This is a genomic window from Oceanisphaera pacifica (assembly GCF_017498065.1).
GTDB classification, from domain to species: domain Bacteria; phylum Pseudomonadota; class Gammaproteobacteria; order Enterobacterales; family Aeromonadaceae; genus Oceanimonas; species Oceanimonas pacifica.
In genome coordinates this window covers 51,634-76,975 of sequence record NZ_JAGDFX010000017.1, presented here as the reverse complement: position 1 = coordinate 76,975, position 25,342 = coordinate 51,634, and the positions used below count along the sequence as shown (strand labels likewise).

The 25,342-nt window shown below is 50.3% G+C and carries 24 protein-coding genes; 10 read left to right on the top strand and 14 right to left on the bottom strand.

Annotation, left to right across the window (positions count from 1 at the left end; genetic code table 11):
• Window positions 1-2 precede the first annotated feature (2 nt).
• The gene (gene ilvA, locus J3U76_RS13180) at window positions 3-1,556 is read left to right on the top strand and encodes a threonine ammonia-lyase, biosynthetic (RefSeq protein ID WP_208006439.1); all 1,554 of its coding nucleotides are present in this window, start codon (window positions 3-5) and stop codon (window positions 1,554-1,556) included.
• Between the two features lie 456 nt (window positions 1,557-2,012).
• Here ilvA and J3U76_RS13175 read toward each other — a convergent pair whose 3' ends face one another.
• The 9 genes from J3U76_RS13175 to J3U76_RS13135 form a co-directional block, all read right to left on the bottom strand.
• A complete protein-coding gene (locus tag J3U76_RS13175; RefSeq protein WP_208006438.1) occupies window positions 2,013-3,278 on the bottom strand; it encodes a RidA family protein in 1,266 nt (421 codons plus the stop codon).
• A 186-nt stretch (window positions 3,279-3,464) separates the two neighbouring features.
• Window positions 3,465-4,052, bottom strand: coding sequence for a HupE/UreJ family protein (locus J3U76_RS13170; RefSeq protein ID WP_208006437.1), 588 nt, complete (start codon window positions 4,050-4,052; stop codon window positions 3,465-3,467).
• Between the two features lie 70 nt (window positions 4,053-4,122).
• Window positions 4,123-4,827: an urease accessory protein UreG gene (ureG, locus tag J3U76_RS13165; protein ID WP_341534355.1), complete on the bottom strand. Its 705-nt coding sequence runs from the start codon at window positions 4,825-4,827 to the stop codon at window positions 4,123-4,125.
• The gene (locus J3U76_RS13160) at window positions 4,793-5,518 is read right to left on the bottom strand and encodes an urease accessory protein UreF (protein ID WP_208006436.1); all 726 of its coding nucleotides are present in this window, start codon (window positions 5,516-5,518) and stop codon (window positions 4,793-4,795) included. The genes ureG and J3U76_RS13160 overlap by 35 nt, the downstream gene beginning before the upstream one ends.
• Window positions 5,490-6,032: an urease accessory protein UreE gene (gene ureE / locus J3U76_RS13155; RefSeq protein ID WP_208006435.1), complete on the bottom strand. Its 543-nt coding sequence runs from the start codon at window positions 6,030-6,032 to the stop codon at window positions 5,490-5,492. The genes J3U76_RS13160 and ureE overlap by 29 nt, the downstream gene beginning before the upstream one ends.
• 21 nt (window positions 6,033-6,053) lie before the next feature.
• Entirely contained in the window at window positions 6,054-7,757 is a 1,704-nt protein-coding gene (gene ureC, locus J3U76_RS13150) for an urease subunit alpha (RefSeq protein ID WP_208006434.1), read from the bottom strand.
• Window positions 7,754-8,089, bottom strand: coding sequence for an urease subunit beta (locus tag J3U76_RS13145; RefSeq protein ID WP_208006433.1), 336 nt, complete (start codon window positions 8,087-8,089; stop codon window positions 7,754-7,756). Before J3U76_RS13145 ends, ureC begins: the two co-directional genes overlap by 4 nt.
• A gap of 11 nt (window positions 8,090-8,100) precedes the next feature.
• Complete coding sequence (ureA, locus tag J3U76_RS13140) at window positions 8,101-8,403, bottom strand: urease subunit gamma (protein ID WP_208006432.1); 303 nt, start codon at window positions 8,401-8,403, stop codon at window positions 8,101-8,103.
• A gap of 100 nt (window positions 8,404-8,503) precedes the next feature.
• Complete coding sequence (locus J3U76_RS13135; RefSeq protein WP_208006431.1) at window positions 8,504-9,412, bottom strand: urease accessory protein UreD; 909 nt, start codon at window positions 9,410-9,412, stop codon at window positions 8,504-8,506.
• A 571-nt stretch (window positions 9,413-9,983) separates the two neighbouring features.
• On the opposite strand from J3U76_RS13135, the gene J3U76_RS13130 reads away from it, so the two are divergent.
• Window positions 9,984-10,850: an NAD(P)-dependent oxidoreductase gene (locus J3U76_RS13130; protein WP_208006430.1), complete on the top strand. Its 867-nt coding sequence runs from the start codon at window positions 9,984-9,986 to the stop codon at window positions 10,848-10,850.
• A gap of 151 nt (window positions 10,851-11,001) precedes the next feature.
• Here J3U76_RS13130 and J3U76_RS13125 read toward each other — a convergent pair whose 3' ends face one another.
• The 4 genes from J3U76_RS13125 to hemC are packed head-to-tail and all read right to left on the bottom strand — an operon-like array spanning window position 11,002 to window position 15,157.
• Window positions 11,002-12,261 carry a heme biosynthesis HemY N-terminal domain-containing protein gene (locus tag J3U76_RS13125; protein WP_208006429.1) on the bottom strand — a complete coding sequence of 420 codons (1,260 nt, stop codon included), beginning with the start codon at window positions 12,259-12,261 and terminating at the stop codon, window positions 11,002-11,004.
• 10 nt (window positions 12,262-12,271) lie between these two features.
• Window positions 12,272-13,486, bottom strand: coding sequence for a uroporphyrinogen-III C-methyltransferase (locus tag J3U76_RS13120; protein WP_208006428.1), 1,215 nt, complete (start codon window positions 13,484-13,486; stop codon window positions 12,272-12,274).
• On the bottom strand, window positions 13,476-14,231 hold the full coding sequence (locus J3U76_RS13115) for a uroporphyrinogen-III synthase (protein WP_208006427.1): 756 nt from the start codon (window positions 14,229-14,231) through the stop codon (window positions 13,476-13,478). The genes J3U76_RS13120 and J3U76_RS13115 overlap by 11 nt, the downstream gene beginning before the upstream one ends.
• A complete protein-coding gene (hemC, locus tag J3U76_RS13110; protein ID WP_208006426.1) occupies window positions 14,228-15,157 on the bottom strand; it encodes a hydroxymethylbilane synthase in 930 nt (309 codons plus the stop codon). Before hemC ends, J3U76_RS13115 begins: the two co-directional genes overlap by 4 nt.
• 194 nt (window positions 15,158-15,351) lie before the next feature.
• Here hemC and J3U76_RS13105 point away from each other — a divergent pair, with 194 nt between their 5' ends.
• On the top strand, window positions 15,352-17,820 hold the full coding sequence (locus J3U76_RS13105) for a class I adenylate cyclase (RefSeq protein WP_243454255.1): 2,469 nt from the start codon (window positions 15,352-15,354) through the stop codon (window positions 17,818-17,820).
• Window positions 17,821-17,857: 37 nt separating this feature from the next.
• On the opposite strand, the gene cyaY is transcribed toward J3U76_RS13105, so the two are convergent.
• Window positions 17,858-18,169, bottom strand: a complete 312-nt coding sequence (gene cyaY, locus J3U76_RS13100; RefSeq protein WP_208006424.1) for an iron donor protein CyaY — start codon at window positions 18,167-18,169, stop codon at window positions 17,858-17,860.
• A gap of 72 nt (window positions 18,170-18,241) precedes the next feature.
• Here cyaY and lptM point away from each other — a divergent pair, with 72 nt between their 5' ends.
• The 7 genes from lptM to uvrD all read left to right on the top strand — a co-directional run bounded on the left by lptM (window position 18,242) and on the right by uvrD (window position 25,122).
• Window positions 18,242-18,364: an LPS translocon maturation chaperone LptM gene (gene lptM / locus J3U76_RS14555; RefSeq protein WP_243454254.1), complete on the top strand. Its 123-nt coding sequence runs from the start codon at window positions 18,242-18,244 to the stop codon at window positions 18,362-18,364.
• 11 nt (window positions 18,365-18,375) lie between these two features.
• On the top strand, window positions 18,376-19,632 hold the full coding sequence (lysA, locus tag J3U76_RS13095; RefSeq protein WP_208006423.1) for a diaminopimelate decarboxylase: 1,257 nt from the start codon (window positions 18,376-18,378) through the stop codon (window positions 19,630-19,632).
• 10 nt (window positions 19,633-19,642) lie between these two features.
• A complete protein-coding gene (gene dapF / locus J3U76_RS13090) occupies window positions 19,643-20,470 on the top strand; it encodes a diaminopimelate epimerase (RefSeq protein WP_341534354.1) in 828 nt (275 codons plus the stop codon).
• Window positions 20,467-21,168: a DUF484 family protein gene (locus J3U76_RS13085; RefSeq protein WP_208006422.1), complete on the top strand. Its 702-nt coding sequence runs from the start codon at window positions 20,467-20,469 to the stop codon at window positions 21,166-21,168. The genes dapF and J3U76_RS13085 overlap by 4 nt, the downstream gene beginning before the upstream one ends.
• Window positions 21,161-22,087, top strand: a complete 927-nt coding sequence (gene xerC / locus J3U76_RS13080) for a tyrosine recombinase XerC (protein WP_341534353.1) — start codon at window positions 21,161-21,163, stop codon at window positions 22,085-22,087. The genes J3U76_RS13085 and xerC overlap by 8 nt, the downstream gene beginning before the upstream one ends.
• Window positions 22,088-22,211: 124 nt before the next feature.
• Window positions 22,212-22,919 (top strand): HAD-IA family hydrolase, encoded by a 708-nt coding sequence (locus J3U76_RS13075; RefSeq protein WP_208006420.1) that lies wholly within the window; start codon window positions 22,212-22,214, stop codon window positions 22,917-22,919.
• Window positions 22,920-22,953: 34 nt separating this feature from the next.
• The gene (gene uvrD, locus J3U76_RS13070; protein ID WP_208006419.1) at window positions 22,954-25,122 is read left to right on the top strand and encodes a DNA helicase II; all 2,169 of its coding nucleotides are present in this window, start codon (window positions 22,954-22,956) and stop codon (window positions 25,120-25,122) included.
• Window positions 25,123-25,342 lie beyond the last annotated feature (220 nt).

Below are 25,342 nucleotides of genomic sequence, written 5' to 3'. Positions count from 1 at the left end.
ATATGGCACAACCGGCATTGAAAGAAGCCGTCGCATTACGCTCTGCGAGTGAGTATTTACGCCGTATTCTACTGTCTCCAGTGTATGAGGCCGCACGGGTGACGCCTTTATCGCCGTTGAAGAAAATTTCGGAGCGTTTGGGGCATTCAGTATCGCTAAAGCGGGAAGACATGCAACCTGTGCATTCTTTCAAGTTACGGGGTGCGTATAACAAAATAGCTCAGCTAAGCCCTGAGCAACTACAAGCCGGGGTGATTGCTGCCTCGGCGGGTAATCATGCTCAAGGGGTGGCCTTATCTGCGGCTAAACTGGGCATCAATGCCACCATAGTAATGCCTGTCGTTACGCCGGATATTAAAGTGGATTCGGTGCGTCGTTTTGGCGGTAAAGTGATCTTGCACGGCAATAACTTTGATGAAGCTTATGGCCACTGTTTAGAGCTGGCCGAAGCGCATAAACTGACACTGATCCCGCCCTTTGATGATCCCGAAGTGATTACAGGCCAAGGTACGATAGGCCGTGAGTTATTGGAGCAAGATACTCGTTTAACTCATGTGTTCGTACCCGTGGGCGGCGGTGGTTTGGCGGCAGGTGTTGCGGTATACATTAAGCAACTATTGCCACAAGTAAAAGTGATTGGGGTTGAAGCTGAAGGCTCAGCTTGCTTGAACGCGGCGCTTAAAGCACAACAGATTGTTAGCCTAGATAGGGTGAGCACCTTTGCTGATGGCGTGGCGGTTAAGCGCATTGGCACCGAAACGTTTCGTTTGTGCCAGCAATACCTTGACGGCGTAGTCACTGTCACCTCAGATGAAATATGTGCTGCGCTTAAAGATATTTTTGAAGATACCCGTGCCATTGCTGAACCTTCGGGGGCGCTGGCGCTAGCGGGGCTAAAGAAATATAGCCAGGCTGGGGATTACTCTCATGCGCGCATGGCGGCCATTTTAAGTGGTGCTAATGTTAACTTTCATGCTTTGCGCTATGTGTCTGAACGTTGCGAGTTGGGTGAAAAGCGTGAAGGTGTGCTGGCGGTGACCATCCCCGAGCGCAAGGGCGCCTTTCTGGAGTTTTGCGAGGTGCTCGGCAAGCGCATGGTCACTGAATTCAACTATCGTTATTCCTCGGAAAACAAGGCCGCGTTGCTGGTATCGGTACGGCTCAGCGACGGTGAACGGGAGCTGGCCCAGATCATGATGGAGCTAGAGCAGGCGGGGTACCCGGTGGCCAACATGACCGAAAACGATCTGGCCAAGTCCCATGTGCGTTACATGGTGGGTGGCCGGCCACCCAAGGCTCTGCAGGAGCGGCTGTATAGTTTCCGGTTTCCGGAACAGCCGGGCGCCCTAGTGCGCTTTCTGCATACTTTGGGTACGCGCTGGAACATCAGTTTGTTTCACTATCGCAACCACGGTGCTGAGTTTGGTCGGGTGCTTTGTGCCTTCGAACTGCCCGATGCGGATTTGGCATCCTTCGAGCGGCATCTGGCTGAGCTGGGCTACCGCTGGGATGAAGTGACTCAGGATCCGGCCTATCAATTCTTTCTGGCTCACTGATGGTCATGCCGGCTGGTATAAAGATCTGATCGTTTTTGAACCCGAATACAGAGGAAACACAGCCGCCTCCCACGACACGCCATAAACTCATCCCTGAGGGCTCGGACATGCCATCCCTGGCATGTCACGGTCGTGGGAGGCGTTCTCTGTTTCCTCCTCACGGGCACCGAGTTGTCTGTAGACGATGCCTGCAGGCCACTCTCCATCATCAGGGAGGATAAAGAGCGCAGCTCTGCCGACCCTCCGCGCTAGGGATGGCGCAGTGGAGCCTACATGGAGGTATTCACGGCGTGTCGGGGGAGCTGGCCCTTTGTCCGACCTTTGTGCAGCAAGACGGGATAATACGAGAAAGGCGACACGACCATTCGGATGGTCGTGTCGCCTTTTTTATTCGCATATCACCGGTAGTCTGCCTGAAAACCAGAGATACAGACTGTGATCAACTCTGAGTCACGCTTATACAGCGGGAGGGGTGCCTTCGGCGTTGGAAATAACGGCGTCAATTTGTACCAGAGCATCCATCGGGATAGCTGATACGCCCACGACAGTTCTTGCAGGAAGATCGCTGTTGAAGAAAGTGGTGTAAACGGTGTTTACAGCATCAATATCGGCGATGTTTTTCAGCTGGATATTGATTTTAACCGCATCGTCCATCACGTGGCCGATACTTTCTACAATCGCTTTAATGTTTGTTAAGCATTGCTTTGCTTGCTCTGTTACATCACCCACTACCACTGCACCCGTTTTTGGATCCAAAGGTAATTGAGCTGAAATGTGATTGTAATGAGAAAACGCGACAGTCTGTGTAGATAAAGCACACTTTGGAGCCTTGTCGGTGTTGTTTGCCTTGATGACGATGCCATGTCTGTCTTCAACGGCTTGTGGGGGGGTGCCATCGCCGTGTGACACAACCGCATCAATTTGTACCAACGCATCAATAGGTAAAGCGGAAGCGGCAACGATGGACCGGGCAGGAACGTAAGCCAGGGTTCTGGCGATGGCCGAGTCTGGGAAAAAGGTGCTGTAGACCTTGTTGACGGCATCCATATCTGCCAGGTCTTTCAGGAAGATGTTGACCTTGACGATATCGTCAAAGGGCACATCGATGCTTTCCAGAATGGCCTTGATGTTCTTCAGGCACTGCGCGGTTTGCTCTTTTACCCCACCCGTTATCAGCTCACCCGTTTTTGGGTCCACAGGTAATTGAGCGGATATATTGTTGTAGTGAGAAAACGCTACCGTGTGGGTAGAAGTCGGGCTGACCGGTGCGTTTTCCGTGTTTTTGGCCACCTTGACCAAATCGCAAGGCGCTTGTGGAGTGGTCCCTTCACCGTTCGAGATCAGGGCATCCACCTGCAGCAGGGCTCCTTCCAGTGGTAAAGCATCGACTGCGACTGTCGTTCGTACGGGAAGGTAGTTCTGGAAGAAGCTGGCATATACGGCATCGACAGCGTCAATGTCCGCTATGTTCTTCAGAAAAATATTGATTTTGACTACATCGTCCATCACGTGGTCGATGTTTTCTACAATGGCCTTGATGTTCTCAAAGCACTGTTTTGCCTGAGCAGTAATATCAACAGCCACAATTTCACCGGTATCAGGTGAAACGGGCAATTGAGCCGAAATATTATTGTAATGAGAGAAGGCAACGGACTGTGTAGATACAGAATTTATTGGTGCCTGTTCTGTGTTTATCGAGCGTTTGATAATAATGTTACTCATATCGATATAACTCCTGTTTGTATAAAGTTAACTGGGTTTCAGTTTGACTTGGTTCCACTATCTGTCTTTTTGGCTCATTCAGAGCGGATAATGATTCAATATGGGGCCCCTAAACTTAAAAAGCCGCACGAAGTCCGTGCGGCTTGTTGGACTTGCCCTGTGGGCAGCTTACGGTTTCAGCGGGGTTCAACCAGCAGCCAGTACACCACCAATTACTGCAACTACACCACCTAAGGTACGGGTAATACGGTTGTCGGCTTTCTGCATGGCAGCACCCAGGTAACGGCCGGCAAAGGTAATGGCCAGGGTGGCAATAACGAAACCGACCATGTAAGACAGCAAGTTAGCGCCAGCAGTCATTTCGGTACCATGGGCGTAGCCGTGGGTAATCATGAACAAGGTGACCAGGGTGCCGCCAATGGCGGTGGGTAGCTTGGCCATGGTAGCGATCAGTACGCCGGCCAGCAGTACCGACATGGCGATGCCGGTTTCCACACCGGCCAAATTCAGGCCGCCCCAGGCCAGAGCCGCGCCCACTATCATGCCACCTACCACAAACAGGGGGGTGCCATTTCTCATGGTGGTGCTCTGGCGGAAGCTCCAGAAACCGATGGCGGCCATGGCCAGCAGGTGGTCAATGCCCATCATAGGATGTAGCAAACCATTGAGAAAATCGTTGTGGGTATGCAGTATGCCATGGCCGGGGTGGGCGAAGGCGACTGTGGTGGTTAGCATTAGGCCCACTGCCATCAGTAACTTGGTCATTTTGTTCATGGTGTTCTCCGTTAATTTATACATTTTACTATTAGGTTATTGATTACTTTTTTAACTAAGATTTGGGTAATCAGCTGGTGCTGCCGATTTTTCCGGGCCGACGCTCGGGCAACATGCCCTGCTTCAGAATGAAGCTGATAATTTCTTCCAGGCCAACGCCGTCATACAGGTTGGCGAAGATGAATGGGCGTTCGCCGCGCATTTTTTTGGAGTCTCGTTCCATTACATCCAGCGAAGCATGCACGTATTCGGCAATGTCGATTTTGTTGATAATCAGTAAATCAGACTTGGTGATACCAGGGCCGCCTTTACGGGGGATCTTGTCGCCGGCGGAGACGTCGATCACGTACAGAGTCAGGTCAGACAACTCCGGGCTGAAGGTGGCTGCCAGGTTGTCGCCGCCGGATTCCACCAGCACCAACTCCAGGTCGGGGTGACGACTTTGCAGGTCATCAATCGCCGCTAGGTTCATGGAGGCATCTTCGCGAATAGCGGTGTGTGGACAGCCGCCGGTTTCTACGCCGAGAATGCGATCTGCCGGCAGGGCGTCGTGCTTCAGCAGAAAGTCGGCATCTTCACGGGTGTAGATGTCGTTGGTAACCACGGCGATGTTGTAGTGGTCTTTCAATGCCTTGCACAACTGGCGTAACAAAGCGGTTTTTCCGGAACCTACCGGGCCACCTACGCCTATTCGTAAACAATGTTTCATTGCGACTTTTCCTTCAGTGTGGTCGAAGCGATTAGCTTCGGAATAATCGTGAATACTGGGTTTCATGCTGGGCACTGCCAAGGGCAAGCCCCGGCAGAATCGGGCCCAGTTGCTCGTCGGTTAACGCCAATGCGGTTTCAACCCCAGCCACCATTTTGGGGCGCAGTTGCTCGTTCAGGCGTTGCGCGGCTGTGTGCCCCAGAGGCATGGCTTTGCACGCCACCGCGAGCTGGTTTTCTAGCCAGCCCCAGACAAAGCCAAGCAAAGTCTGGCGCACCGGCACCTGCCGCTGGTGTGCTGCCCAGGCAAACATGGTGACGTAACCGGGCTCTTCCGGCAGTGGGGCATGCCCCAGCTCGGCTTGCGGTTGCAGTGACAGGCTAGTGAGCAAGCGGGTCAAGGCCAGCCCCAAACGCGTGTCTTCATCGCTGAGCTCGGCGGTTTCGCGGTTGGCGTGCAGCCAGTCGTTCCAGAATGTCAGCCCCTCGCCGTCGCCTTTGGCCCAGCAGTTCTGCAGCCGTGCCAGCAGGGGTAATTCGCAGCGGGTCAGGCCATCGTCGAGTACCCCTTCCAGCCACTCGCCTAGCTCCTGCTCGTTGCGTACCCAGCCCAGCTCGAAGGCGCTTTCCAGCCCCTGAGACCAGGCGAAGGCACCAATCGGCAGGGCCGGGCTGATCAGTTGCATCAGCCCCAGCAGCGCCAGATCGCTGGCCACGACTGGCTGGCTCTCAGTGTGCATGATTATGGTCGTCGTCATGAGAGTGCCCATGGGAGTGATCGTGATCATGCCCGTGAGAGTGAGCATGAGAATGAGCGTGCTCACGACCGGCCTGTGCGTAAGCACCGGATTCCGGATCAAACGGCGCCTCGTGGTGGCTCAGGGTGGCCCCCAGCAGCTCCGCCAGCTCTTCCAGTACGTAGTCCGGCGGGAAGCGTACCCAATGGCGGCCGTCCGCATCTGCGCCAAGGGCGAGGGACACGTGGCGGTTACCCAAGTGGTAGCACAGTCGTGCCAGCGGCAGACCGTTTTCGATGTAGGCGGTGGCGACCGGCTCGTCGGCGGCACAAACACGGATCACTTCGCCGCTGCTGGCCTGCAATAGGTCGCCGTGACGCAGTACGGGACCACGATCGAGGAAGAGGCCGACATCGCGGCCGTTATCGGTCACTGCCTTCAGGCGGCCACGAATGCGCAGCTCGTAGGGCAAGGTCAGGGTATCCTGCACCTCGGCTTGAGTATTGCTGTCGATTCTTTTTATTAATTCAAGCATCTATATATCCTTGCAAGCGGTTCAGAATAGGTGATAACGCTGGGCCAGTGGTACTTCAGACAGGGGCTCACAGGTCAACAGAACGCCGTCGGCGTGCACCTCGTAAGTTTGCGGGTCCACCGTCAGTTTCGGACAGGCGTCGTTCAGCTTCATATCGACTTTACGCACCTGGCGGACATTTTTCACCGCCACCAGCGGACTCTTCAGCCCCAGCTTTTCCTCCAGTCCGGTGTTCATGGCAGCTTGGCTGACAAAGGTCATCCGAGTTGCCGCCGCCGCCCGACCATAGGCGCCAAACATGCGGCGGTAATGTACCGGCTGTGGCGTGGAAATAGAGCCGTTAGGATCACCCATTGCCGCACCGGCGATCATGCCGCCTTTAAGCACTAGTTCTGGCTTGACCCCGAAGAAGGGGGGCCGCCACAACACCAGATCCGCCAGCTTGCCGATTTCGATGGAGCCGACTTCGTGGCCTACACCGTGGGTTATCGCCGGATTGATGGTGTATTTGGCGACATAGCGCTTCACTCGGAAGTTGTCGGTGCCCCGCTCCTGATCTTCCGGCAGCAAGCCGCGCTGCAGACGCATTTTGTGCGCGGTCTGCCAAGTGCGACATACCACCTCACCAATCCGGCCCATGGCCTGGGAGTCCGACGAGATCATCGAAATGACCCCCATGTCGTGGAGAATGTCCTCGGCGGCGATGGTCTCGCGGCGGATCCGCGAATCGGCAAAAGCCACGTCTTCCGGAATGTTCGGATCCAGGTTGTGGCAGACCATCAGCATGTCGAGATGTTCATCGACGGTGTTGATGGTGTAAGGGCGCGTCGGGTTGGTAGACGACGGCAAGACGTTGGGCAGTGCACAGGCGGTAATGATATCGGGCGCGTGGCCCCCCCCGGCCCCTTCGGTGTGGTAGGTGTGAATACACCTGTCCTTGAAAGACTCAAGGGTGTCCTCCACAAAACCGGACTCGTTCAGGCTGTCGGCGTGAATGGCAATCTGGATGTCGTAGCGATCGGCCACGTCCAGCGCATTGCTGATGGAAGCCGGTGCAGCGCCCCAGTCTTCGTGGATTTTCAGGCTCATGGCTCCGGCCTTGACCTGCTGCTCCAGCGCTTCCGGGGTACTGGCACTGCCTTTGCCGAGAAAACCGATGTTGATCGGCAAATCATCCACCGCCTGCATCATCTTGCCCAGATGCCAGGGGCCGGGGGTGTGCGTGGTGGCGACAGAGCCGGTCGCCGGCCCGGTGCCGCCACCTATCATGGTGGTCAGGCCACTCATCAGGGCTTCATCGACCTGCTGCGGGCAAATGTAATGCACGTGGGTGTCGACCGCGCCTGCGGTGAGGATGCGGCCTTCACCGGCGATAATTTCGGTACCGGCACCGATCACTATGTCGACATCGGGCTGGGTATCTGGGTTACCGGCCTTGCCGATGGCGGCGATGCGGCCATGCTTCAAGCCCACATCGGCCTTAACAATGCCCCACCAGTCGATGATGATGACGTTGGTGATCACCGTGTCCATGACCGCATCGTCACAACGCTGGCTCTGACCCATGCCATCACGAATGACCTTACCGCCACCAAACATGACTTCTTCGCCGTAATGGGTATGGTCGTGTTCTATTTCGATCCACAATTCGGTATCGCCCAGGCGGATCCTGTCACCGGTCGTTGGGCCATACATGTCCGCATAGGCTTGACGGGAAATTCTCATTTTACTGCTCCCTTCTTCGGGTTCTTGTCCAGAGGCCCCATGACCTCGCCACGAAAACCGTAGATGTGGCGTAGGCCAGAGTACGGTATAAGAGGAACATCGCGGGTCTGGCCCGGTTCAAAACGAATAGCCGTGCCTGACGCAATGCCCAGGCGATGGCCATAGGCTTTTTTGCGATCAAATCGTAACGCTGGGTTAGTCTCGGCAAAGTGATAATGGGAGCCGACCTGTACTGGGCGGTCGCCGGTGTTGGCGACACTGATGGTAATGCTGTCACGATCGACGCACAGTTCGATGTCATCACGCTGCAGCTGATATTCACCGGGGATCATGGCGAGTCTCCTCAGACTATGGGGTGATGAACGGTGACCAGCTTGGTCCCGTCAGGAAAGGTGGCTTCGACCTGTACATCTTGAATCATCTCAGGCACGCCTTCCATGACATCGTCACGGGTCAGTACTTCACGGCCGGCACTCATCATGTCCGCCACGGTGCGACCCTCGCGAGCACCTTCCATGATGAAGCAACTGATCAGTGCGATTGATTCAGGGTAGTTCAGCTTGAGGCCTTTGGCCTTGCGGCGCTCGGCAAGCAGCCCCGCTGTAAACAACAGCAATTTGTCTTTATCTCTTGGTGTTAATTCCATCGCTAACTCCGTAGTCGTCGACGTTCTGTATTGATGGCCTATGCCATTGAACAAGCATAGGCGCAGATCGGCGCCAAAGCAGCTGCTTTGGCGTGAATAATCAGGTCAGCCATATCCTAGGCACGGTGGCCTCGTGTCCGGTCAGCCGCGGGCGCAAAATGACGCGCGCCTGTTGAAACAAATCCCATACTTCGTTGCGTTCATGACCGAGGTAACGAACTAACAGTACACCTCGGCGATAAGTCGCCGCCCAGCGACAGTTGGCGGGCAGCTGTGCACGTATTGCTGCTATGGCTTCAGCGGGGTCGGCTAGACCAACTGCCCACAAGGTAGCGTGTACTGTGGCCCCGCCCTGTCCCCACTTTCCGGCGAACCGGCGATGGCAGGGGTCTAGAGATTGACGCTCTAACCACAAGGGGCGGCCATTGCGGGTAACCTGAAAGCGTTGTTCGAGTTGGCCACTGACAAACGGCAACTCGCTGGCAGGACGACCGAGGCCAAGAATTTCCCAGCCCAGACATTTTGCATTGTCTTCCAACTCAATAATAAAGGTTTGCTCGCCCCGGGAGCCGTCGAAAGCCAGAGTTTCCTGAGGTAACCATTCCAGCGTAGCGCCATCAGCCACTTTTAGGTGGGTGTGCTGAGTCCAGGCGACTCCGTTACTGTCGGCTTTATAAAGCTTATTGGCAGAAGGCGTGGTTAACAGGGCGTGGGCACCTGTCGCTACTGTGACATTAACGCTGAGTGCATCGCCACTGACCAGACCACCAGGCGGGTGCAACAGGTACACATGACTACAGCCGTCACGGCCTTCTGGATAAAAGGGTCTCTGCACGCGCAAGGGGCCAAAATGATGAGCTTTGATCATGCTGGTGATGGTGGTGTCACCGTCCGTGCGGGCGCCAAACCCCAATGTTAAGGAGGCCGCCCAGTGACGGCCGGAATCAAAACGATGCCCTGAATCCACGACTGCCCGTTGTTTTAGGGGCATATAAGAGAAAACTGTCATGCCATCAAATACCTTTTTATGATCCCAACACAGCTCCGGCACCGAAATATCAGCCGGTTTCCCTGACGAACAGGGTTATAAACTGAAAATAGCAGAATGCTCTCGAAAGTCCACGTGCGCAGGCACAGGTCAGGGGACGGAGTCGATTTATCAACCGCTGCAGTTTATAGCCTGCGAGTATTGATTTGCTTGAAAAATGTAAAACTGTTTCAGATAAAATTCGTATACAGATTCGGGCGGAGACGAACGTCTCTGGGTGTGTATGCCAATTAAGGAACTAAAAGGTCTGAAAAAATAGACATCTAGAACTAAAAGCTGTGCCCTGTGCCGATTATATCGCAGTGTGTAAGGTACGTCTAGTGTAAGTGGCACAGTTTTAAAAAAACTATTTTAATTTCAATTGTTGGTCGAATACTGATGGGTGTGATTAGGGTGGTAAGACGTGGGGTATCAAGCTATGTCGTCGTGGCTGTATTGGGATAAAATACCGACAGAGTCGGTAGTGTTTGGCTATGGACCGCAGAATTTGTTATTACCAGACTAACAATATGGCCAACAGGGAGAGGGAATAATGAAACTGGGCTTTATCGGAATAGGATTGATGGGTAAGCCGATGACACAGCGCTTGCTGCAGGCTGGTTTTGAGGTGTCGGTATGGAACCGTAGCCCAGACAAGTTAGCCGAAGTGAAAGCTGCTGGAGCGAGCGTTGCTGGCAGTATTGGTGACTTGGTTAAGCAAGTAGATGTGGTGTTGTTATGTGTGGCTAACACCGAGGTTGTTGAGAAAGTGGTATTTGGTAATGCTGGGGTGAGTGAATTTGGCTGTGCTGATCAACTATTGGTTGATTTTTCTAGTTCAGCCCCCCAAGCCACGCGTGACTTTGCTGCCAAGCTAAAAGAGCGTTGTGGTATGAACTGGGTCGACTCGCCGGTTTCTGGTGGCGTGGCTGGCGCAGAGCAAGGTACCTTAGCCATTATGTGTGGTGGCGAGGCGGCTGATATTGAGCGCATTCAGCCATTGTTAGCTCCTTTATCACAGCGCGTAACCCACATGGGTCCTGTCGGTGCCGGTCAGGTGACTAAAGTTTGTAATCAGATGATAGTGGGCTGTAACTTAATGGTCTTGGCCGAGATGACGGCGTTGGCTAAGGCTTGTGGTGTGGATGCGGAAAAGATTCCTGATGCATTAGCCGGTGGTTTTGCTGATTCTAAGCCGATGCAGATCACTGGCCCACTAATGGCGGCAGAGTTAGACCCAGATCCTAAGTGGCATGTGCGCACGCTATTAAAAGACTTAGATATGGCAGTTAGTCAAAGCAAGCAAGAGGGCACAGCCGTACCTATGTCTGGCTTGGCAGCGCAGTTGATGCGCCAACATGGCAGTAAAGGCTTTTTAGAGCGAGATCCCGCGACGCTAATTAAGCTCTACAAAGGTTAAAGGCAGCTGTCAGCCGTCAGCTGTAAGCTATCAGCCAAGACAAACACTTAATAAGTAAGATCTAAAAAGAGTACTTTATTGGGGTGAATTTATTCGCAGTAAATAAAAAAGGAGCCTTGCGGCTCCTTTTTGGTTTTTATAGCGGTCAGTTTTAACCAGTTATCGCTTTCTGCTTTGTTTCGGGCTCTGTTTCAGATTCCGTTTCAGGGGCTGTCTCAGGCGTAACCAGTGCCACTGCGGTTGTTAACCCCAAGCTATGGCGATAGTACTCGTTGGCTTGAGCCACGTCTTGGCGTTGCTCGGCAAGCTTAGCCAATAACAGGTAATCATTAGCGCAGGCTTGTAGGGCAATCGCTTGTTGTAAGTGTTGCTCGGCTTGTTCTGGCTTATGGTCTTTTAGATACAGCTGACCTAAAGTTGAATGTAGCTCGGCCGATGGCTCTTTATTGGCTTTCTTTTCTAGCGTAGCTAACAGCGGGTGATAATCTTCTAGCTGTAACTGAGCCATGCAAGCTAACAGGCGGGGATCGGTTTTCTTACTTAAGCCGTCCAATAACAACTGTAAGGCATCTTTATCGGCATTTAATGTAATTAAACGCTCGCATAACGGTACTAGAATATCGACGTGATACTTCTCTTTACGAGATAAACCTTGCCACAAGGCGATTAAACCAGCACTGCCATTAGTTGTGGCTGTGTCATTAAACCAGCCGACATACGCTTGTTGCTTGAGCGCTTCTTGCTCAGTGGTTTCAATCAAGCCTTGGCTGGCCAAAGTATCTAGTGTACTTATTAGCGGCTGCCATTGGCCGGTTGCTAAGTAAATGTCTTTTTGCAACTTAAGCAAAGCGGGGTGGTTACCATATTCTTGGCTTAGCTGTTGCACACCTGCGAGTGCTAACTCTAATTGTCCATGTTGATACTGTAGGCGAGTTTGCGTTAGGCCCACGGCTAAACCAGCATCAGGGTTTTGCTCTTGGGCTAGACGTAAATAGTCGTCACGCTTAGTATCATGGCCTAATTCCTGAGCAGCGGTGGCAGCATTTAGGTAGTTCAACAATGCTAAATCATTGCCTTTGGTGCCTTTTAGCAGCATTTTTTCGGCAACGGCATAATCTTCTGCCACCAGCGCCTGCATACCACTTTGGGTGTAATTAAGTGCTTTACGGCGGCGGCGACTTACAAACCAGTACCGCGTTTTATGTCCCATGCCTAGAATGCGACCTAATAACCACTCAATAACCAGTAGTGCAACATAGAACAATATTATGCTAATAAAAAATATAGTGGCAGTGGTTTCAATGGTGTAATCACCTAAAGCTAACAGCATATAGCCCTGCTGACCGCTAATATCTGGGCCTATGATAAGGCCGGCAGCCAGAATGACGATGATAATCGCAAGACGGATCATAGACTTCCCCTTACTGGCCGGTTAATAGGCGTTGTAGCCTGTCATCAAGCAGTTGCTTTAAACTACCTTGTGCGGTGAGTTGCTCAGGGTAATCCACATTAATTTGCTTGTCGTTTAGTTGCTCTAGTTGTTCAAGCATGGCTTGGCGCACACTGTCATCAGCAAAGTATTCTTGTAACCACTGAGCCGATTGTGCGAGAGAGCTGTCATAAATCTCTTGCTGCTCGCGATATACGGCCAACTGGGCTTGTAACAACTTACCTTTAAGATTTTCGTTTAAATACCAGTGTTGCTGTGGCGATAACAACGCTTGTACATTGCCATCTCGACGGCGCACGGTAACAAACTCATCGCTAAAGCTGGCCCAGCTTTTCTTTAAGTTGTCTTTCCAGTCGCCAACCGACTCAGATACGCTAAAGTCTGGCTCTTCGGCGCGAGCCATAATGACACCGTCTAAGCTGAGCTTATCAACCTGTTCAATCAGGCTATTAAGCTTGATAACAAAGCCTTCGCGATCCACTTTTTTAACCGACTTAATGCTGGCAATATCGCTGGCTAAAGCACGGCGAATTGGCGCTAAGCTTGGATCGTTTATTGCCGCAAGGCGTTCATCAGCGTTGGCTAACATCATGGCGGCAGCCACGGCATCTTGCTCTAACCAGAGCTTACGGCCCGCCATACGAACTAAATACTCAGCTTCTGCCAACATCCAGTCGTTAGGGCGTTTACTATCAAGATCTAATACCTTGCGTGAGACGCCTTCAATACGCTCATTGAGGCTGTCTTGCTGGCTGGCTACATTGGCTAGCTGCTTAGCTTGCTTACTTTCGGCTGTCTGTAGCGAGTCTTGCAGTTGCTGCTGTTGTTGGCTCATCTGTTGTTGAAGTTGCTCAATTTTTTGAGCTTGCTCCAATGACTGATTATGACCGTGCCAGTAAAGTACAGCAGCTAATATAATCGCAATAATAATGGCAACAATCGCCAACACCTTGCCCGATGATGACGCTTTAGTCGGCTCAGACGATGGGGGAACCGTGGCTTTTGGTGAGGCAGACTTTTTGGGCTCGGGCTCTGTTGCCTTTGACTCGGGCACTTTTTCGTTAGGCGTAGCGCTTTGCGACTTAAGCTTTGCTTGCTCAGACGCCGAGCTTGCTACACCTTGTTGATCGTTATTCTCGAGAGATGATTTTTTATGCTCTTGGTTATTATCAGTTTTATCTGTCATTGCGTGTCCTCTCATCCAGAGCGGCAATCAGGGCCTGATTGGATGCACCTTCTGCATTTATGATCTGAGTGAAACCCAGCGCCTTGGCTTCTAACACTACGCGGATACTGGGAACAATCAATAAACGGCTTAGCAGCCAGTCCTTTGCATGGTTGTTGGTTGCTAGCTGAACAATGTGATTCAGCAAACCCCCACTGGTGATAATAATACTGTCCACTTGCTTACTCTGCCAGCTTTTAACGAAGCTGTCATTTGGGTCTGAACTATATTGACGGCGATATACCTCACAATAATCGACATGTGCGCCTCTCTCGGTCAAGGTGGGCGCTATCATATGCCGCCCACCGTCACCGCGTAAAATTACTACCCGGCGGCCGGCTAGCAGCTCTAATCCCGGTAGCGCAATAATGCCTTCAGAGCGAGGATCATCAGGAACCGCCGCACCGGTAACACCCACCTTGGTAAAGGCATTACCGGTGGCTTCACCTACTGCAATATAGTGCACACTAGGCCAAGTTAAATGATATTCTTGTAGCGCATTATCGGTAAAATCGACTGCGTGTACGCTGACTGCTATCACATAATCGTGTTCCGATAACTGACCCAGCAACTGAGGAAGTTGCGCTAATTCCCTTCCTTCAATAAAGCTAAGTAACGGCGTCGAGACTGGCTGGTGGCCAGCCGCACATAAGGCCTGGCTCAAGCTTGTTGCTTGAGGCTCTGGGCGAACCACCAGTGGGATCATGCTTGATATACCTCGGCTAAAATCTTATCGGCTCCACGAGCTAATAGTCGCTTAGCCATCTCGGCACCTATTGTTTTCCCTTGGGTAGCAGGGCCGGTGGCTTCTTCATAAATCACTTCGGTGCCGTCGGGGCGACCGACTAAACCACGTAACCAAATTTGGTCACCTTGCAGCTCGGCATAAGAACCAATGGGTACTTGGCAGCCGCCTTGTAAGCCTTGATTCATGGCGCGCTCGGCTTCTACTCGTAGGCGCGTTTCGTGATGATCCAGAGGCGCCAATAGTTCAAGTAACTCGGCATCATCTAAACGACATTCGATACCGACCGCCCCTTGGCCATTCGCGGGTAAGCTGTCTTCTGGGCTCATTAAGCCGGCTATACGCTCTTGTAGCTCTAAGCGCTTTAGGCCTGCGGAGGCTAAAATAATGGCGTCATACTGGCCTTCATCAAGCTTGCGCAGGCGAGTTTGCACATTACCACGCAGCATTTTAACTTCTAAGTGTGGGTAGCGAGCGCGTACTTGGCATTCGCGGCGCAGGCTTGCGGTTCCTACTACTGCACCTGCGGGGAGTTGTTCTAGATGAGTGTAATTATTTGACACAAAGGCATCACGAGGATCGTCACGCTCGCAAATCACCGTTAAGCCTAAACCTTCAGGAAACTCCACCGGTACATCTTTCATGGAGTGTACGGCAATATCAGCTCTACCTTCCAACATGGCCTGTTCTAACTCTTTAATAAACAAACCTTTGCCGCCAATTTTGGCGAGGGGAGTATCTAATAACACATCACCCTTGGTGGTCATTGGCACCAGCTCAACGGTAATGTGGGGGTGCAGCTGTTCAAGCCGCGTTTTAACATCTTGAGCCTGCCACAGGGCCAACATACTCTTACGGGTAGCGATGCGGATGGTGCGATTTGCCATTTTAAACTCTTCTCTTATGTCCATAATAAAGTGATATTATCATCCCTGTGCAGGCATTACAGGGGAGAAAGTGGGTTTGGGATAATAGTGCTAACTCAAACAGTGCCATATATTGTTCAAACAGTAGCAAATTGCTACCATGATCACACTTTGACCTATATTGGTCTGTGTCGGTCCACCAAAGGCCTATGCCCTTGTACGCGAATTTTCACCAGCTTATAAAGCAATGTGATCGATTTAATCAGCAAAAACATGCTCATGCGCTCGCGGTAATGAGTCGTTATGGCCAGCAAGTATTTCAATTACTGCCAGTGTTGCTGCATTATAACCATCCCTTATTACCGGGCTATGTGCCAGGTAATGTTCCTGTGGGTGTATGTTACTTCTTTCCTAATGAACGCCAGCAAGAGTTTATTAACGAACTCTGCCAAGCCGCCGATAATCACCAAGATTTAGCCCCCAGCCATAATGAAATATTTGGTTTATATTCGATGGGCAGCACCTCTTCTATTGGCCAAAGCCGCGAGTCAGACTTAGATGTATGGGTTTGTTATTCTCATACCATGGATGCGGAGCGAGTGGCTGGGTTACAGCAAAAATGTTTGTTGATTTCTCAGTGGGCCGAGCAGCGCCAAGTAGAACTAAATTTATTTTTAATCCCCGATAATAAATTTCGCACTCATAATCAGCAGTCGGTGCAAGGCGAAAGTTGTGGCAGCGCTCAGCACTTATTATTGTTGGATGAATTTTATCGCAGTCACTTGTGTATTGCGGGTAAGCGGCTGGCATGGATGTTTGCCCCGGGTAAACTTGGGCCTGATTATGATGACTTTATAGCCGAGCAATTTGCCAATGGCACGCTCAATCATGATGAATGGTTAGACTTGGGGGGCTTTGACCGGATTCCGGCAGAAGAGTACTTTGGCTCAGCACTGTGGCAACTCTATAAAAGTATCGACTCGCCCTACAAAGCGGTGCTAAAGACGATATTAATGGAAGCCTACTCTCACGAGTATCCTAACACTCAGTTATTATGCCGCCATTTAAAAGCACACTTTCAAACCGCCGACCGGCTAGATGAGCGCCAAGACCACTATATGTTGATGCTCGAAAAAGTGACCTTGTATCTTAAATCCATTGGTGATGAAAAGCGGCTGCAACTGGTGCGTCGCTGTTTTTATGTAAAAGTATCTGAGGATTTAGATTTCTTTAAGGTTCATAACGGGCCTAATACTTGGCGTGTTGAGCAAATTAATCAGCTGGTTGCTGCTTGGGGGTGGACAGAAGCAGATGTTGCTCTGCTTAATAATCGAGCTAACTGGAAAGTAGAGCAGGTAAAGCAGGTATATGCTGAGTTATTAGAAGCACTAATGCACAGTTATCGTAACCTGATCCAATTTGCTCGGCGCAACAATATTAGCGAGTCAATTAACCCTGAAGATATTGGTATCTTATCTCGCAAACTCTATGCCGCCTTCGAAAACTTACCGGGTAAAGTTCAGCTCATAAACTTAAGAATTGCCCCCGACTTAGCAGAGAAAAATATCAGTTTGGTGCAGGTTCCTAAAGGGCGGCTGCATAAAGCAGGTTGGTATTTGTATAAGCAGAGCTTAGCACCCAAAGCGCTAATTGGTCATAGACCACTAGAGTACAGTGGTTATGTGAGTAAGTTAGTGGCATGGGTACATTTTAATGGCTTATTAACCCAAGACACCCAGCTGCAGCTATTCAACCAAGATACAGACGTTAACTTACAACACTTACAAGAATTTGGTCGTGATCTCGCACAGAGCTTTCCGGTGCGAGCTCCTTCTCCTAGCAATATCGCCCTCAGTCGCCCCTGTGAAGTACGCCAGTTAGGTATCTTTCTTAATTTAGAGCAAGACCCCACCACAGAATGGCGCCGGCGTTTTATTGAGTTTAATGCCAAAACCAGTGACCCTTTTAGCTTTGGTAAGCAGCTAGAAAACTTAGTGGGCTCGGTGGATGTATTATATCGCAACTCTTGGGATGAAATTCGTTCGTTACATTTTTCGAGCCCTATGGCCGTGATTGACGCGCTTATCACTATCTTGGGTAAAATGCATCAAGGCGCCACACCGCCAGAAAGTCTGCAGGTGTTTTGTTATAGCCTGAACTTTCGCAGCCTGATCCGCACCCGTTTCGAGCAGTTATTAAAAGAGTGTATTAGCTTGCGCTTAACGCGAGAGCAAAATAGCAGTGTTAAAACCTTATTGCTTGGCAGTGAAGAGCACAGTATTTTCTTTGAGCGGCGTGGTGTCAGTGTGCAAAAGCGTGCTGTGAGTGGCCAAGCAATTATTCCCCCTTTGGCTGATAAAGTATTACGCCTTGATCAACAAGCAGGTAAACCCGTACCTGAAGTAGTAGATGTTTATGCTAGTGAAGGCTTGATGCAGTTTTTCTTTGAAGATAGTGGCTGTGACTATAACTTATACATTTTAGATGAAGCGAATCGAGCCGAAGTTTACCGTCAGGTATCGGGGAGTAAAGACGAGTTAGTGCAAAGTATTAATCGTTTTTATACCTCTAACCAGCAAGCCGAGGGGCAAAGTCGTTTTGCTCACTTTAACTTGCCGCAGTATTATGAAATTGTCACCAAACAGGGACAGCAAAGTGTTCTGCCCTATAAAAGCTGTAAGTAAAGCGGCTCCCTTAGGGGAGCCGTCGGCATTCTACAAGCTAGAGCGCAAGGGGAGTGTCACCTTGGCGCTCGGCTTGTAAGCTAAGCCAGCTAAGTAACTCGTGACCTTGGCGATTATCAATCCACTGGTCACCTTGTAGCGCAAAATGGTGACCGTTTTCTCGGGTGGCTAACCAAATTTGGTGGAGCGGTTCTTGGCGATTAATTACAAACTTTATATTATTTTCAAAGGTTAGCGTCATAACGCCACCTATGGTTTCGCAGTCGATGTCTACACCGCTGTCATCGATGCGTTCTTCTATATGCTGATAAATGGCATCTGCCAAGGCATGGAATTCACTATCGTTCATCGTCTGCTTCCTATTGCTTTTGAGAGTGTGGATGAGATTATAAGAGCCTAGATACATATTCACAGTCATCCTATGAACATATTTAAATTAACCGCACTGGTTGCGCTGTGCCTAAGTTTGTTGGCATGCGGTCTTAAAGGGCCGTTAACACTGCCAGAAGCTGAGTCACCCCAACCTCAAACCCAGCAGTCATAAAGGAAAACACCTTGGATTATTTTAACTATCAGGAAGATGGCCGCCTTTATGGTGAAGCCTGCGATTTAAGCCGCTTAGCCGAGCAACACGGTACGCCGCTTTATGTATACTCCCGTGCAACACTCGAGCGCCACTGGCATGCTTTTAATAGTGCTTGCGGTGATATTGAGCATCTGGTTTGTTATGCCGTTAAAGCTAACTCTAACCTAGCAGTGCTTAACGTGCTAGCCCGTCTAGGTTCGGGGTTTGATATTGTCTCTAAAGGTGAGCTATGTCGTGTGCTAGAAGCCGGTGGCGACGCCGGTAAAGTGGTCTTCTCGGGCGTGGGTAAGCGTGTTGATGAAATTGAGTTTGCACTGGAGCACAATATTTTTTGCTTCAACGTCGAATCCATTGCCGAGTTGGCTCGTATTAACGAAGTAGCGGGGCGTATGGGTCGTAAAGCGCCAATTTCTATTCGTGTTAACCCCGACATAGATGCGGGCACCCACCCTTATATTTCGACTGGCTTAAAAGAAAATAAGTTTGGTATCCCTATTGAGCAAGCGCAAGATATTTATCGCCAAGCAGCGGCCATGGAGCACCTTGATATTCATGGCCTAGATTGTCATATCGGCTCACAATTAACGGAAGTTGCGCCTTTCTTAGAAGCTGTAGATAAATTGTTAGTGCTAATTGATAGTTTAGCTGCTGACGAAATTCACATTAAGCACTTAGATGTTGGCGGTGGTTTAGGGGTGCGTTATGACAATGAAACACCACCTGAGCCCAAAGATTATGTTGAGCAGGTAAAAGCCAAGTTAGCTGGGCGTGATCTCACTTTAGTGCTTGAACCTGGTCGCGCTATTGCTGCTAATGCCGGGGTATTATTGACTCGAGTTGAACACTTAAAGCCCAATGAAGATAAAAGCTTCGCCATTGTTGATGCTGCTATGAATGATTTAATTCGCCCAGCTCTCTACAGCGCTTGGCAGGCGATTATTCCCGTCGATAAAACCTTAGAGCGTCCCTCTGATGTTTATGATGTAGTGGGTCCTATCTGTGAAACCGGTGACTTTATTGGTAAAGATCGCGAACTAGCCATTACCGAAGGTGACCTGTTAGCAGTACGTTCAGCAGGTGCGTACGGTTTTGTGATGGCCTCTAACTATAATAGCCGCCCGCGTGCAGCGGAAGTGATGGTGGATGGCGATCAGGCCTTTGTGGTGCGTGAACGCGAAGTATTAGCGGATTTATGGCATAACGAAAGCTTATTACCAGCATCCTGAGGGGAGCTTTGTGATCCAATTTTCCAAAATGCAGGGGCTTGGCAATGACTTTGTAGTCGTCGATGCCGTCACCCAAAAGGTATTCTTTAATCCCGAGGTGATTAGGCAATTAGCCGATCGTCATTTTGGTATTGGTTTTGATCAGTTATTGCTGGTTGAGCCACCTTATGATCCCGATCTTGATTTTCACTATCGTATATTTAACGCCGATGGTAGCGAGTCTGAGCAATGTGGTAATGGGGCGCGCTGTATTGCTCGTTTTGTTCGTGCTAAGGGCTTGATTCATAGAGACCGCATTAGTATGAGCACCCAAAAAGGCAGCATCATATTACAGCTTGAAAAAGATCATAAGGTGACGGTCAATCTGGGTGTGCCAGAGTTTGAGCCAGGGAAAATTCCTTTTAAGGCGCAAAAGGCCGAAAAAACCTACTTGGTTCCCTCCGCTTTGCAAACGGTACTTTGTGGCGTGGTGTCATTGGGCAATCCGCATTGTGTTATTGAAGTGGACAATATTGATACCTGCTCCATTGCCAGCCTTGGCCCTGAATTAGAAGATCATGAGCGTTTTCCGTCTGGCGTTAATGTCGGCTTTATGCAAATTATTAATGCTCGCGAAATTAAACTCAGGGTGCACGGGCGTGGTACAGGTGAAACTCGGTCGCATGGCACAGGCGCCTGTGCCGCAGCAATAATGGGTATGATCTGGGGGAAACTGGCAGACAGAGTGAGCGTCAAGTTCCCTTGTGGTGAGCTGATTGTTGCTTGGCAAGGACCAGGTAACCCCGTGTATATGACGGGGCCGGCTGAACATGTTTATGACGGACACATTAATTTATGAGCGAACAAGCAAGCGATATCAGCCCGAATGAGGCGGTAGCGCTAGATGATGCAACCATTGCTGAATATTTACAGGATGAACCGCATTTTTTTGCACGCAACCCAAGCCTACTTAGACAACTACGCCTGCCTCATGCACAAAGGGGCAGTTTGTCGTTAGTTGAAGCTAAGTTAGAACAACAGCGGCTGCGCATTTATGAGTTAGAAGATGACATCACAGAGCTAATGACGGTGGCCAGTGATAACGAGCGTATTTTTCGAGTCTATATGGACTTGATACCGCAGTTATTTAAATGCACCAGCGTTACTGAGCTTGAGTCATATATTCGTCGTACACTGCAAGATAAGCTGCGGGTGCCTGCCGTACGTCTTATTTTAGATGCGCGTACCTTTGTGCAGGCTGATAAAACCGCCAGTGAGCCGTTAGCGCGTTTATATCAAGAGCGTATGAGCAGCCAAATGGTGTATTTAGGGCGACTGGGTAAAGAAGAAAAGCGGCGCTTATTTCAAGACTCACTCGTCAATTCTTGTGCGCTTATTCGTATTGGGCATCATGGCGAAATGGGCTTGCTGGCTTTTGGCAGTGCCGATGGTGGCCATTATGGAACCGGCATGGACACCTTACTCATTAACCAGTTAGCTGAGGTGCTGGCGCAGATACTTCCCAAACTTATTGCACAGGAGCCCAGTGGTGACTAAAGAGGCGAGGGGAGCTAAAGACGAGCTGGTGAGCGTGATTGAGCGCTTTTTGGAATATCTGCGAGTAGAGCGGCAATTAAGCGTTAATACTCGCAGCGCTTATGGCCGTAACTTAAATGATATGGCCGAGCAACTGAGTGAACTCTCGCTCACAGCTTGGCCGGCGCTAACCGTTAATCATGTGCGTGGTATTGCCACGCGTATGCATAAAAAAGGCTTATCGCCGCGCTCTATTGCCACTAAGCTTAGCGCGTTACGCAGCTTTTGTGATTGGTTGATCTTACAAGGTCAATTACAAGCCAACCCGGCTCGCGGCGTGAGTGCACCTAAGCAAGGTCGGCCATTACCAAAAAATCTCGACGTTGATGAGCTGCATCAGCTGATGAATATGGATGAGTCAGACCCATTAGCGGTGCGCGATCGCGCTATTATGGAGCTAATGTATTCATCGGGCTTACGTTTGGCCGAACTTGTCGACTTAAATGTGGGTGATATTCAGTTTGCAGAACGTCAAGTACGAGTAATAGGTAAAGGTAATAAAGAGCGTATTTTACCCGTGGGGCGCATGGCATTAGAGTGGCTGCATAAGTGGCTGGCTGTACGGCCAACTTTGGCTGGTGGTGAAGAGTTTGCCTTATTTGTGAGTCAACGCCAGCGGCGCATTAGCCACCGTAGTGTGCAATTACGCATGGCCGAGTGGGGCGGTAAACAGTCGTTATCCAGCCATATCCACCCCCACAAGTTACGCCATTCATTTGCCACCCATATGTTGGAATCCAGCGGCGACTTACGCGCGGTGCAAGAATTACTCGGTCATGCCGATTTAGCCACCACCCAAATTTATACTCACCTAGACTTTCAACATCTCGCCAACGCCTACGACAACGCACACCCCAGAGCGAAACGCGACAAAAGCTAGCTGTCAGCTTTCAGCCGTAAGCTGTCAGCTAAAGATTAGTTCGGTGTAGCTGAATGTTTGTGATATTGCCCTTAACTGACAGCTGAAAGCTGATGGCTTATCGCTTTATGTATTAAGGATTTTCATGCGTTTTTATAAACGATTAACACAAGTAAAGGTGATTAGTTTCGACTTAGATGACACCTTGTACGATAACGTGCCGGTAATAGTAGCGGCCGAAGCTTGGTTGTTACAGGCGCTAAAACATCATAGGCCTGAGTCAACGTTGTTGAGCGGCGAAAACTTAGCGGCGATTAAACGGCAAATTTTGCAGCTTGAGCCCGAACTTAGCCACAATGTAAGCGCATTGCGTATGCGCCTACTTAGCGAGGGGTTACGTCAGCAGGGCATGGGGGAGGCTGAAGCGGCGAGTATGGCGGATGAGTTTTATCAGGGCTTTTTAAATGAGCGCGGTAAAATAACGGTGCCAGAAACTAGCCATAAAGTATTGACTGAATTGGGTCAGCGTTATCAGTTGGCGGTGATCACCAATGGGAATCTCCCTCTAGAAAATACTGCCTTAGCACCCTACTTTAAAACGGTATTGCGTGCCGGTATTGATGGACGCATGAAGCCCGCTGCCGATATGTTTAACAGTCTTGCCCAGCAAACTGGCGTGCAACGCTCTGAAATACTACATATTGGCGATCATATTAATACCGATGTAGCGGGTGCAGTACACGCTGGCTGCCAAGCCATTTGGCTGAATGACCAAGGCCGCTCAGCCTATGATTTACAGTGTTTGCCCCACGTAGAGCTGACACGGTTGGAGCAAATGCTAGAGCTGCTATAATCACTTAATACTGTAAATAAACTCAGGAGTTGTAATGGATGTATCCAGCCTGCTTGACGGCATGAACGACGAGCAACGGGAAGCGGTGGCCGCCCCAGCACAAAATATGTTGGTGCTGGCCGGTGCCGGCAGTGGCAAAACCCGGGTGCTGGTACATCGTATCGCCTGGTTAATGCGAGTCGAGCAAGTACCTGCCTCGGCGATTTTGGCAGTAACCTTTACCAATAAAGCTTCATCAGAAATGCGTGGCCGGGTAGAAGAGTTACTGGGCGGGCGCTTATTTGGCTTATGGTTGGGTACCTTTCACGGCTTAGCTCATCGTTTATTACGCGCTCATCATTTAGATGCCAAGCTGCCCCAAGACTTTCAAATTCTTGACTCAGACGATCAAAAGCGCTTGCTGCGTCGTATTCTAAAAGGCATGAATTTGGATGAAAAGCAGTGGCCGGTGCGCCAAGCCTCCGGTTTTATTAATGCCCGCAAAGATGAAGGTCTAAGGCCTAAAGATATTCAAATATTGCACGATCCCGTACAGCAAACTTATCAGCGTATTTATCAGGTATATCAAGATACTTGCGACCGTGCGGGTCTTGTAGATTTTGCCGAGCTGTTATTGCGCGCCCATGAGTTATGGCTTCATAAACCGCATATTTTGGCGCACTATCAAGACCGTTTTCGCCATATTTTGGTGGATGAGTTTCAAGATACCAACAGCATTCAATATGCGTGGTTACAGATGCTGGCGGGCACTCAGGCCAGAGTGATGATAGTGGGCGATGATGATCAGTCTATTTACGGCTGGCGCGGCGCTAAAGTTGAAAATATCGCCCGCTTTTTACAAGACTTTCCGGGTTCAGAAACCATCCGCCTCGAGCAAAACTATCGCTCGACCAGCACCATTTTAAAAGCTGCCAATACTTTAATTGCCAATAATGCCGAGCGCATGGGCAAAGAGTTGTGGACTCAAGATGAAGCCGGTGAGCCCATCTCTGTATATGCCGCCTTTAACGAAGTGGATGAATCTCGTTTTGTTGTTGAGCGCATTAAGCAATGGCATAACCAAGGCAATGCGTTAAGCGAAGCGGCCATTTTGTATCGTAATAACGCCCAATCACGAGTATTAGAAGAATCTTTGATTCAGGCGCAGTTGCCTTATCGAATTTACGGCGGCTTGCGCTTTTTTGAGCGCCAAGAAATTAAAGATGCGCTGGCCTATTTACGACTGATGAATAATCGTGATGACGAAGCCGCCTTTGAGCGAGTGGTTAATACTCCTACCCGAGGCATAGGTGAGCGTACCTTGGGCTTAATACGCGATGCGGCCAAAGAGCGCGAGCTAACCCTGTGGCAAGCAGCGTGGCGACTAGTAGAAGAAAAAATACTGGCCGGCCGTGCAGCTTCTGCGGTAAGCCGCTTTTTAGCACTCATTAATCAACTCGAAGATGATACTCGAGAGCTCCCTTTGCATGTGCAAACTGATCGGGTGATTGAAACCTCAGGGTTAAAAGCCATGTATCAAGCTGAACGTGGCGAAAAAGCTCAAGCTCGAGTAGAAAATTTAGAAGAGCTAGTCAGTGCCACGCGCCAGTTTACGCCTGCAGAAGATGACGATATGTCGCTGCTGTCCGCGTTTTTATCTCATGCAGCACTGGAGGCCGGTGAAGGTCAGGCCGATAAATTTACCGATGCGGTGCAATTGATGACCTTGCACTCGGCCAAGGGCCTAGAGTTTCCGCTGGTGTTTATGGTGGGGGTAGAAGAGGGCATGTTCCCTAGCCAACAGTCGGCAGAAGAAAGTCAGCGCCTAGAAGAAGAGCGCCGCTTGGCTTATGTGGGCATTACCCGTGCCATGAGCAAACTCTATATTAGCCACGCCGAAACGCGTCGTTTATACGGCAAAGAAATGTTTCATCGCCCCAGCCGCTTTATAAAAGAGCTGCCCAATGATTGCTTAGATGAAGTGCGCCTTAAGGCCACGGTGAGCCGTGCCATGCCCAATGGCCGCTTTAGCCAAGATCGGGTACAAGACACCTTTAATGAAACCGGCTTTAAGCTAGGTCAGCGCGTCACCCATCCCAAATTTGGTGAAGGCATAGTGTTAAACTTTGAGGGCGCCGGCAATCATAGCCGCGTGCAAGTTAACTTTGAGGGCAGCGGCAGCAAATGGCTGGTCACCGCTTACGCGCGATTAGAGGCTTTGTAAGAAAGCGGTAAGCTCTCAGCGGTCAGATATAAGAAAAATTAACACCAAGCGAAAAAGCACCAAGCCTGAAACTCGGTGCTTTTTTATTAAAGGTAGAGTTTAAGGCGTTTGGCATACCACTGCTTTTTTGCGCTATTTAATGCCATCCCAGCTGTAGAGCACCAGATCAGCGCGAAGGTGACGAGCATTGGCCTATATTGACTAGCTTAAGTTGTGCAAA

Excerpts from the sequence above, each read along its gene's own strand:
- ilvA (WP_208006439.1), top strand. The coding sequence starts at position 3 with ATGGCACAACCGGCATTGAAAGAAGCCGTCGCATTACGCTCTGCGAGT.
- J3U76_RS13175 (WP_208006438.1), bottom strand. The coding sequence starts at position 3,278 with ATGAGTAACATTATTATCAAACGCTCGATAAACACAGAACAGGCACCA.
- J3U76_RS13170 (WP_208006437.1), bottom strand. The coding sequence starts at position 4,052 with ATGAACAAAATGACCAAGTTACTGATGGCAGTGGGCCTAATGCTAACC.
- ureG (WP_341534355.1), bottom strand. The coding sequence starts at position 4,827 with ATGAAACCCAGTATTCACGATTATTCCGAAGCTAATCGCTTCGACCAC.
- J3U76_RS13160 (WP_208006436.1), bottom strand. The coding sequence starts at position 5,518 with ATGACGACGACCATAATCATGCACACTGAGAGCCAGCCAGTCGTGGCC.
- ureE (WP_208006435.1), bottom strand. The coding sequence starts at position 6,032 with ATGCTTGAATTAATAAAAAGAATCGACAGCAATACTCAAGCCGAGGTG.
- ureC (WP_208006434.1), bottom strand. The coding sequence starts at position 7,757 with ATGAGAATTTCCCGTCAAGCCTATGCGGACATGTATGGCCCAACGACC.
- J3U76_RS13145 (WP_208006433.1), bottom strand. The coding sequence starts at position 8,089 with ATGATCCCCGGTGAATATCAGCTGCAGCGTGATGACATCGAACTGTGC.
- ureA (WP_208006432.1), bottom strand. The coding sequence starts at position 8,403 with ATGGAATTAACACCAAGAGATAAAGACAAATTGCTGTTGTTTACAGCG.
- J3U76_RS13135 (WP_208006431.1), bottom strand. The coding sequence starts at position 9,412 with ATGACAGTTTTCTCTTATATGCCCCTAAAACAACGGGCAGTCGTGGAT.
- J3U76_RS13130 (WP_208006430.1), top strand. The coding sequence starts at position 9,984 with ATGAAACTGGGCTTTATCGGAATAGGATTGATGGGTAAGCCGATGACA.
- J3U76_RS13125 (WP_208006429.1), bottom strand. The coding sequence starts at position 12,261 with ATGATCCGTCTTGCGATTATCATCGTCATTCTGGCTGCCGGCCTTATC.
- J3U76_RS13120 (WP_208006428.1), bottom strand. The coding sequence starts at position 13,486 with ATGACAGATAAAACTGATAATAACCAAGAGCATAAAAAATCATCTCTC.
- J3U76_RS13115 (WP_208006427.1), bottom strand. The coding sequence starts at position 14,231 with ATGATCCCACTGGTGGTTCGCCCAGAGCCTCAAGCAACAAGCTTGAGC.
- hemC (WP_208006426.1), bottom strand. The coding sequence starts at position 15,157 with ATGGCAAATCGCACCATCCGCATCGCTACCCGTAAGAGTATGTTGGCC.
- cyaY (WP_208006424.1), bottom strand. The coding sequence starts at position 18,169 with ATGAACGATAGTGAATTCCATGCCTTGGCAGATGCCATTTATCAGCAT.
- lptM (WP_243454254.1), top strand. The coding sequence starts at position 18,242 with ATGAACATATTTAAATTAACCGCACTGGTTGCGCTGTGCCTAAGTTTG.
- J3U76_RS13085 (WP_208006422.1), top strand. The coding sequence starts at position 20,467 with ATGAGCGAACAAGCAAGCGATATCAGCCCGAATGAGGCGGTAGCGCTA.
- J3U76_RS13075 (WP_208006420.1), top strand. The coding sequence starts at position 22,212 with ATGCGTTTTTATAAACGATTAACACAAGTAAAGGTGATTAGTTTCGAC.
- uvrD (WP_208006419.1), top strand. The coding sequence starts at position 22,954 with ATGGATGTATCCAGCCTGCTTGACGGCATGAACGACGAGCAACGGGAA.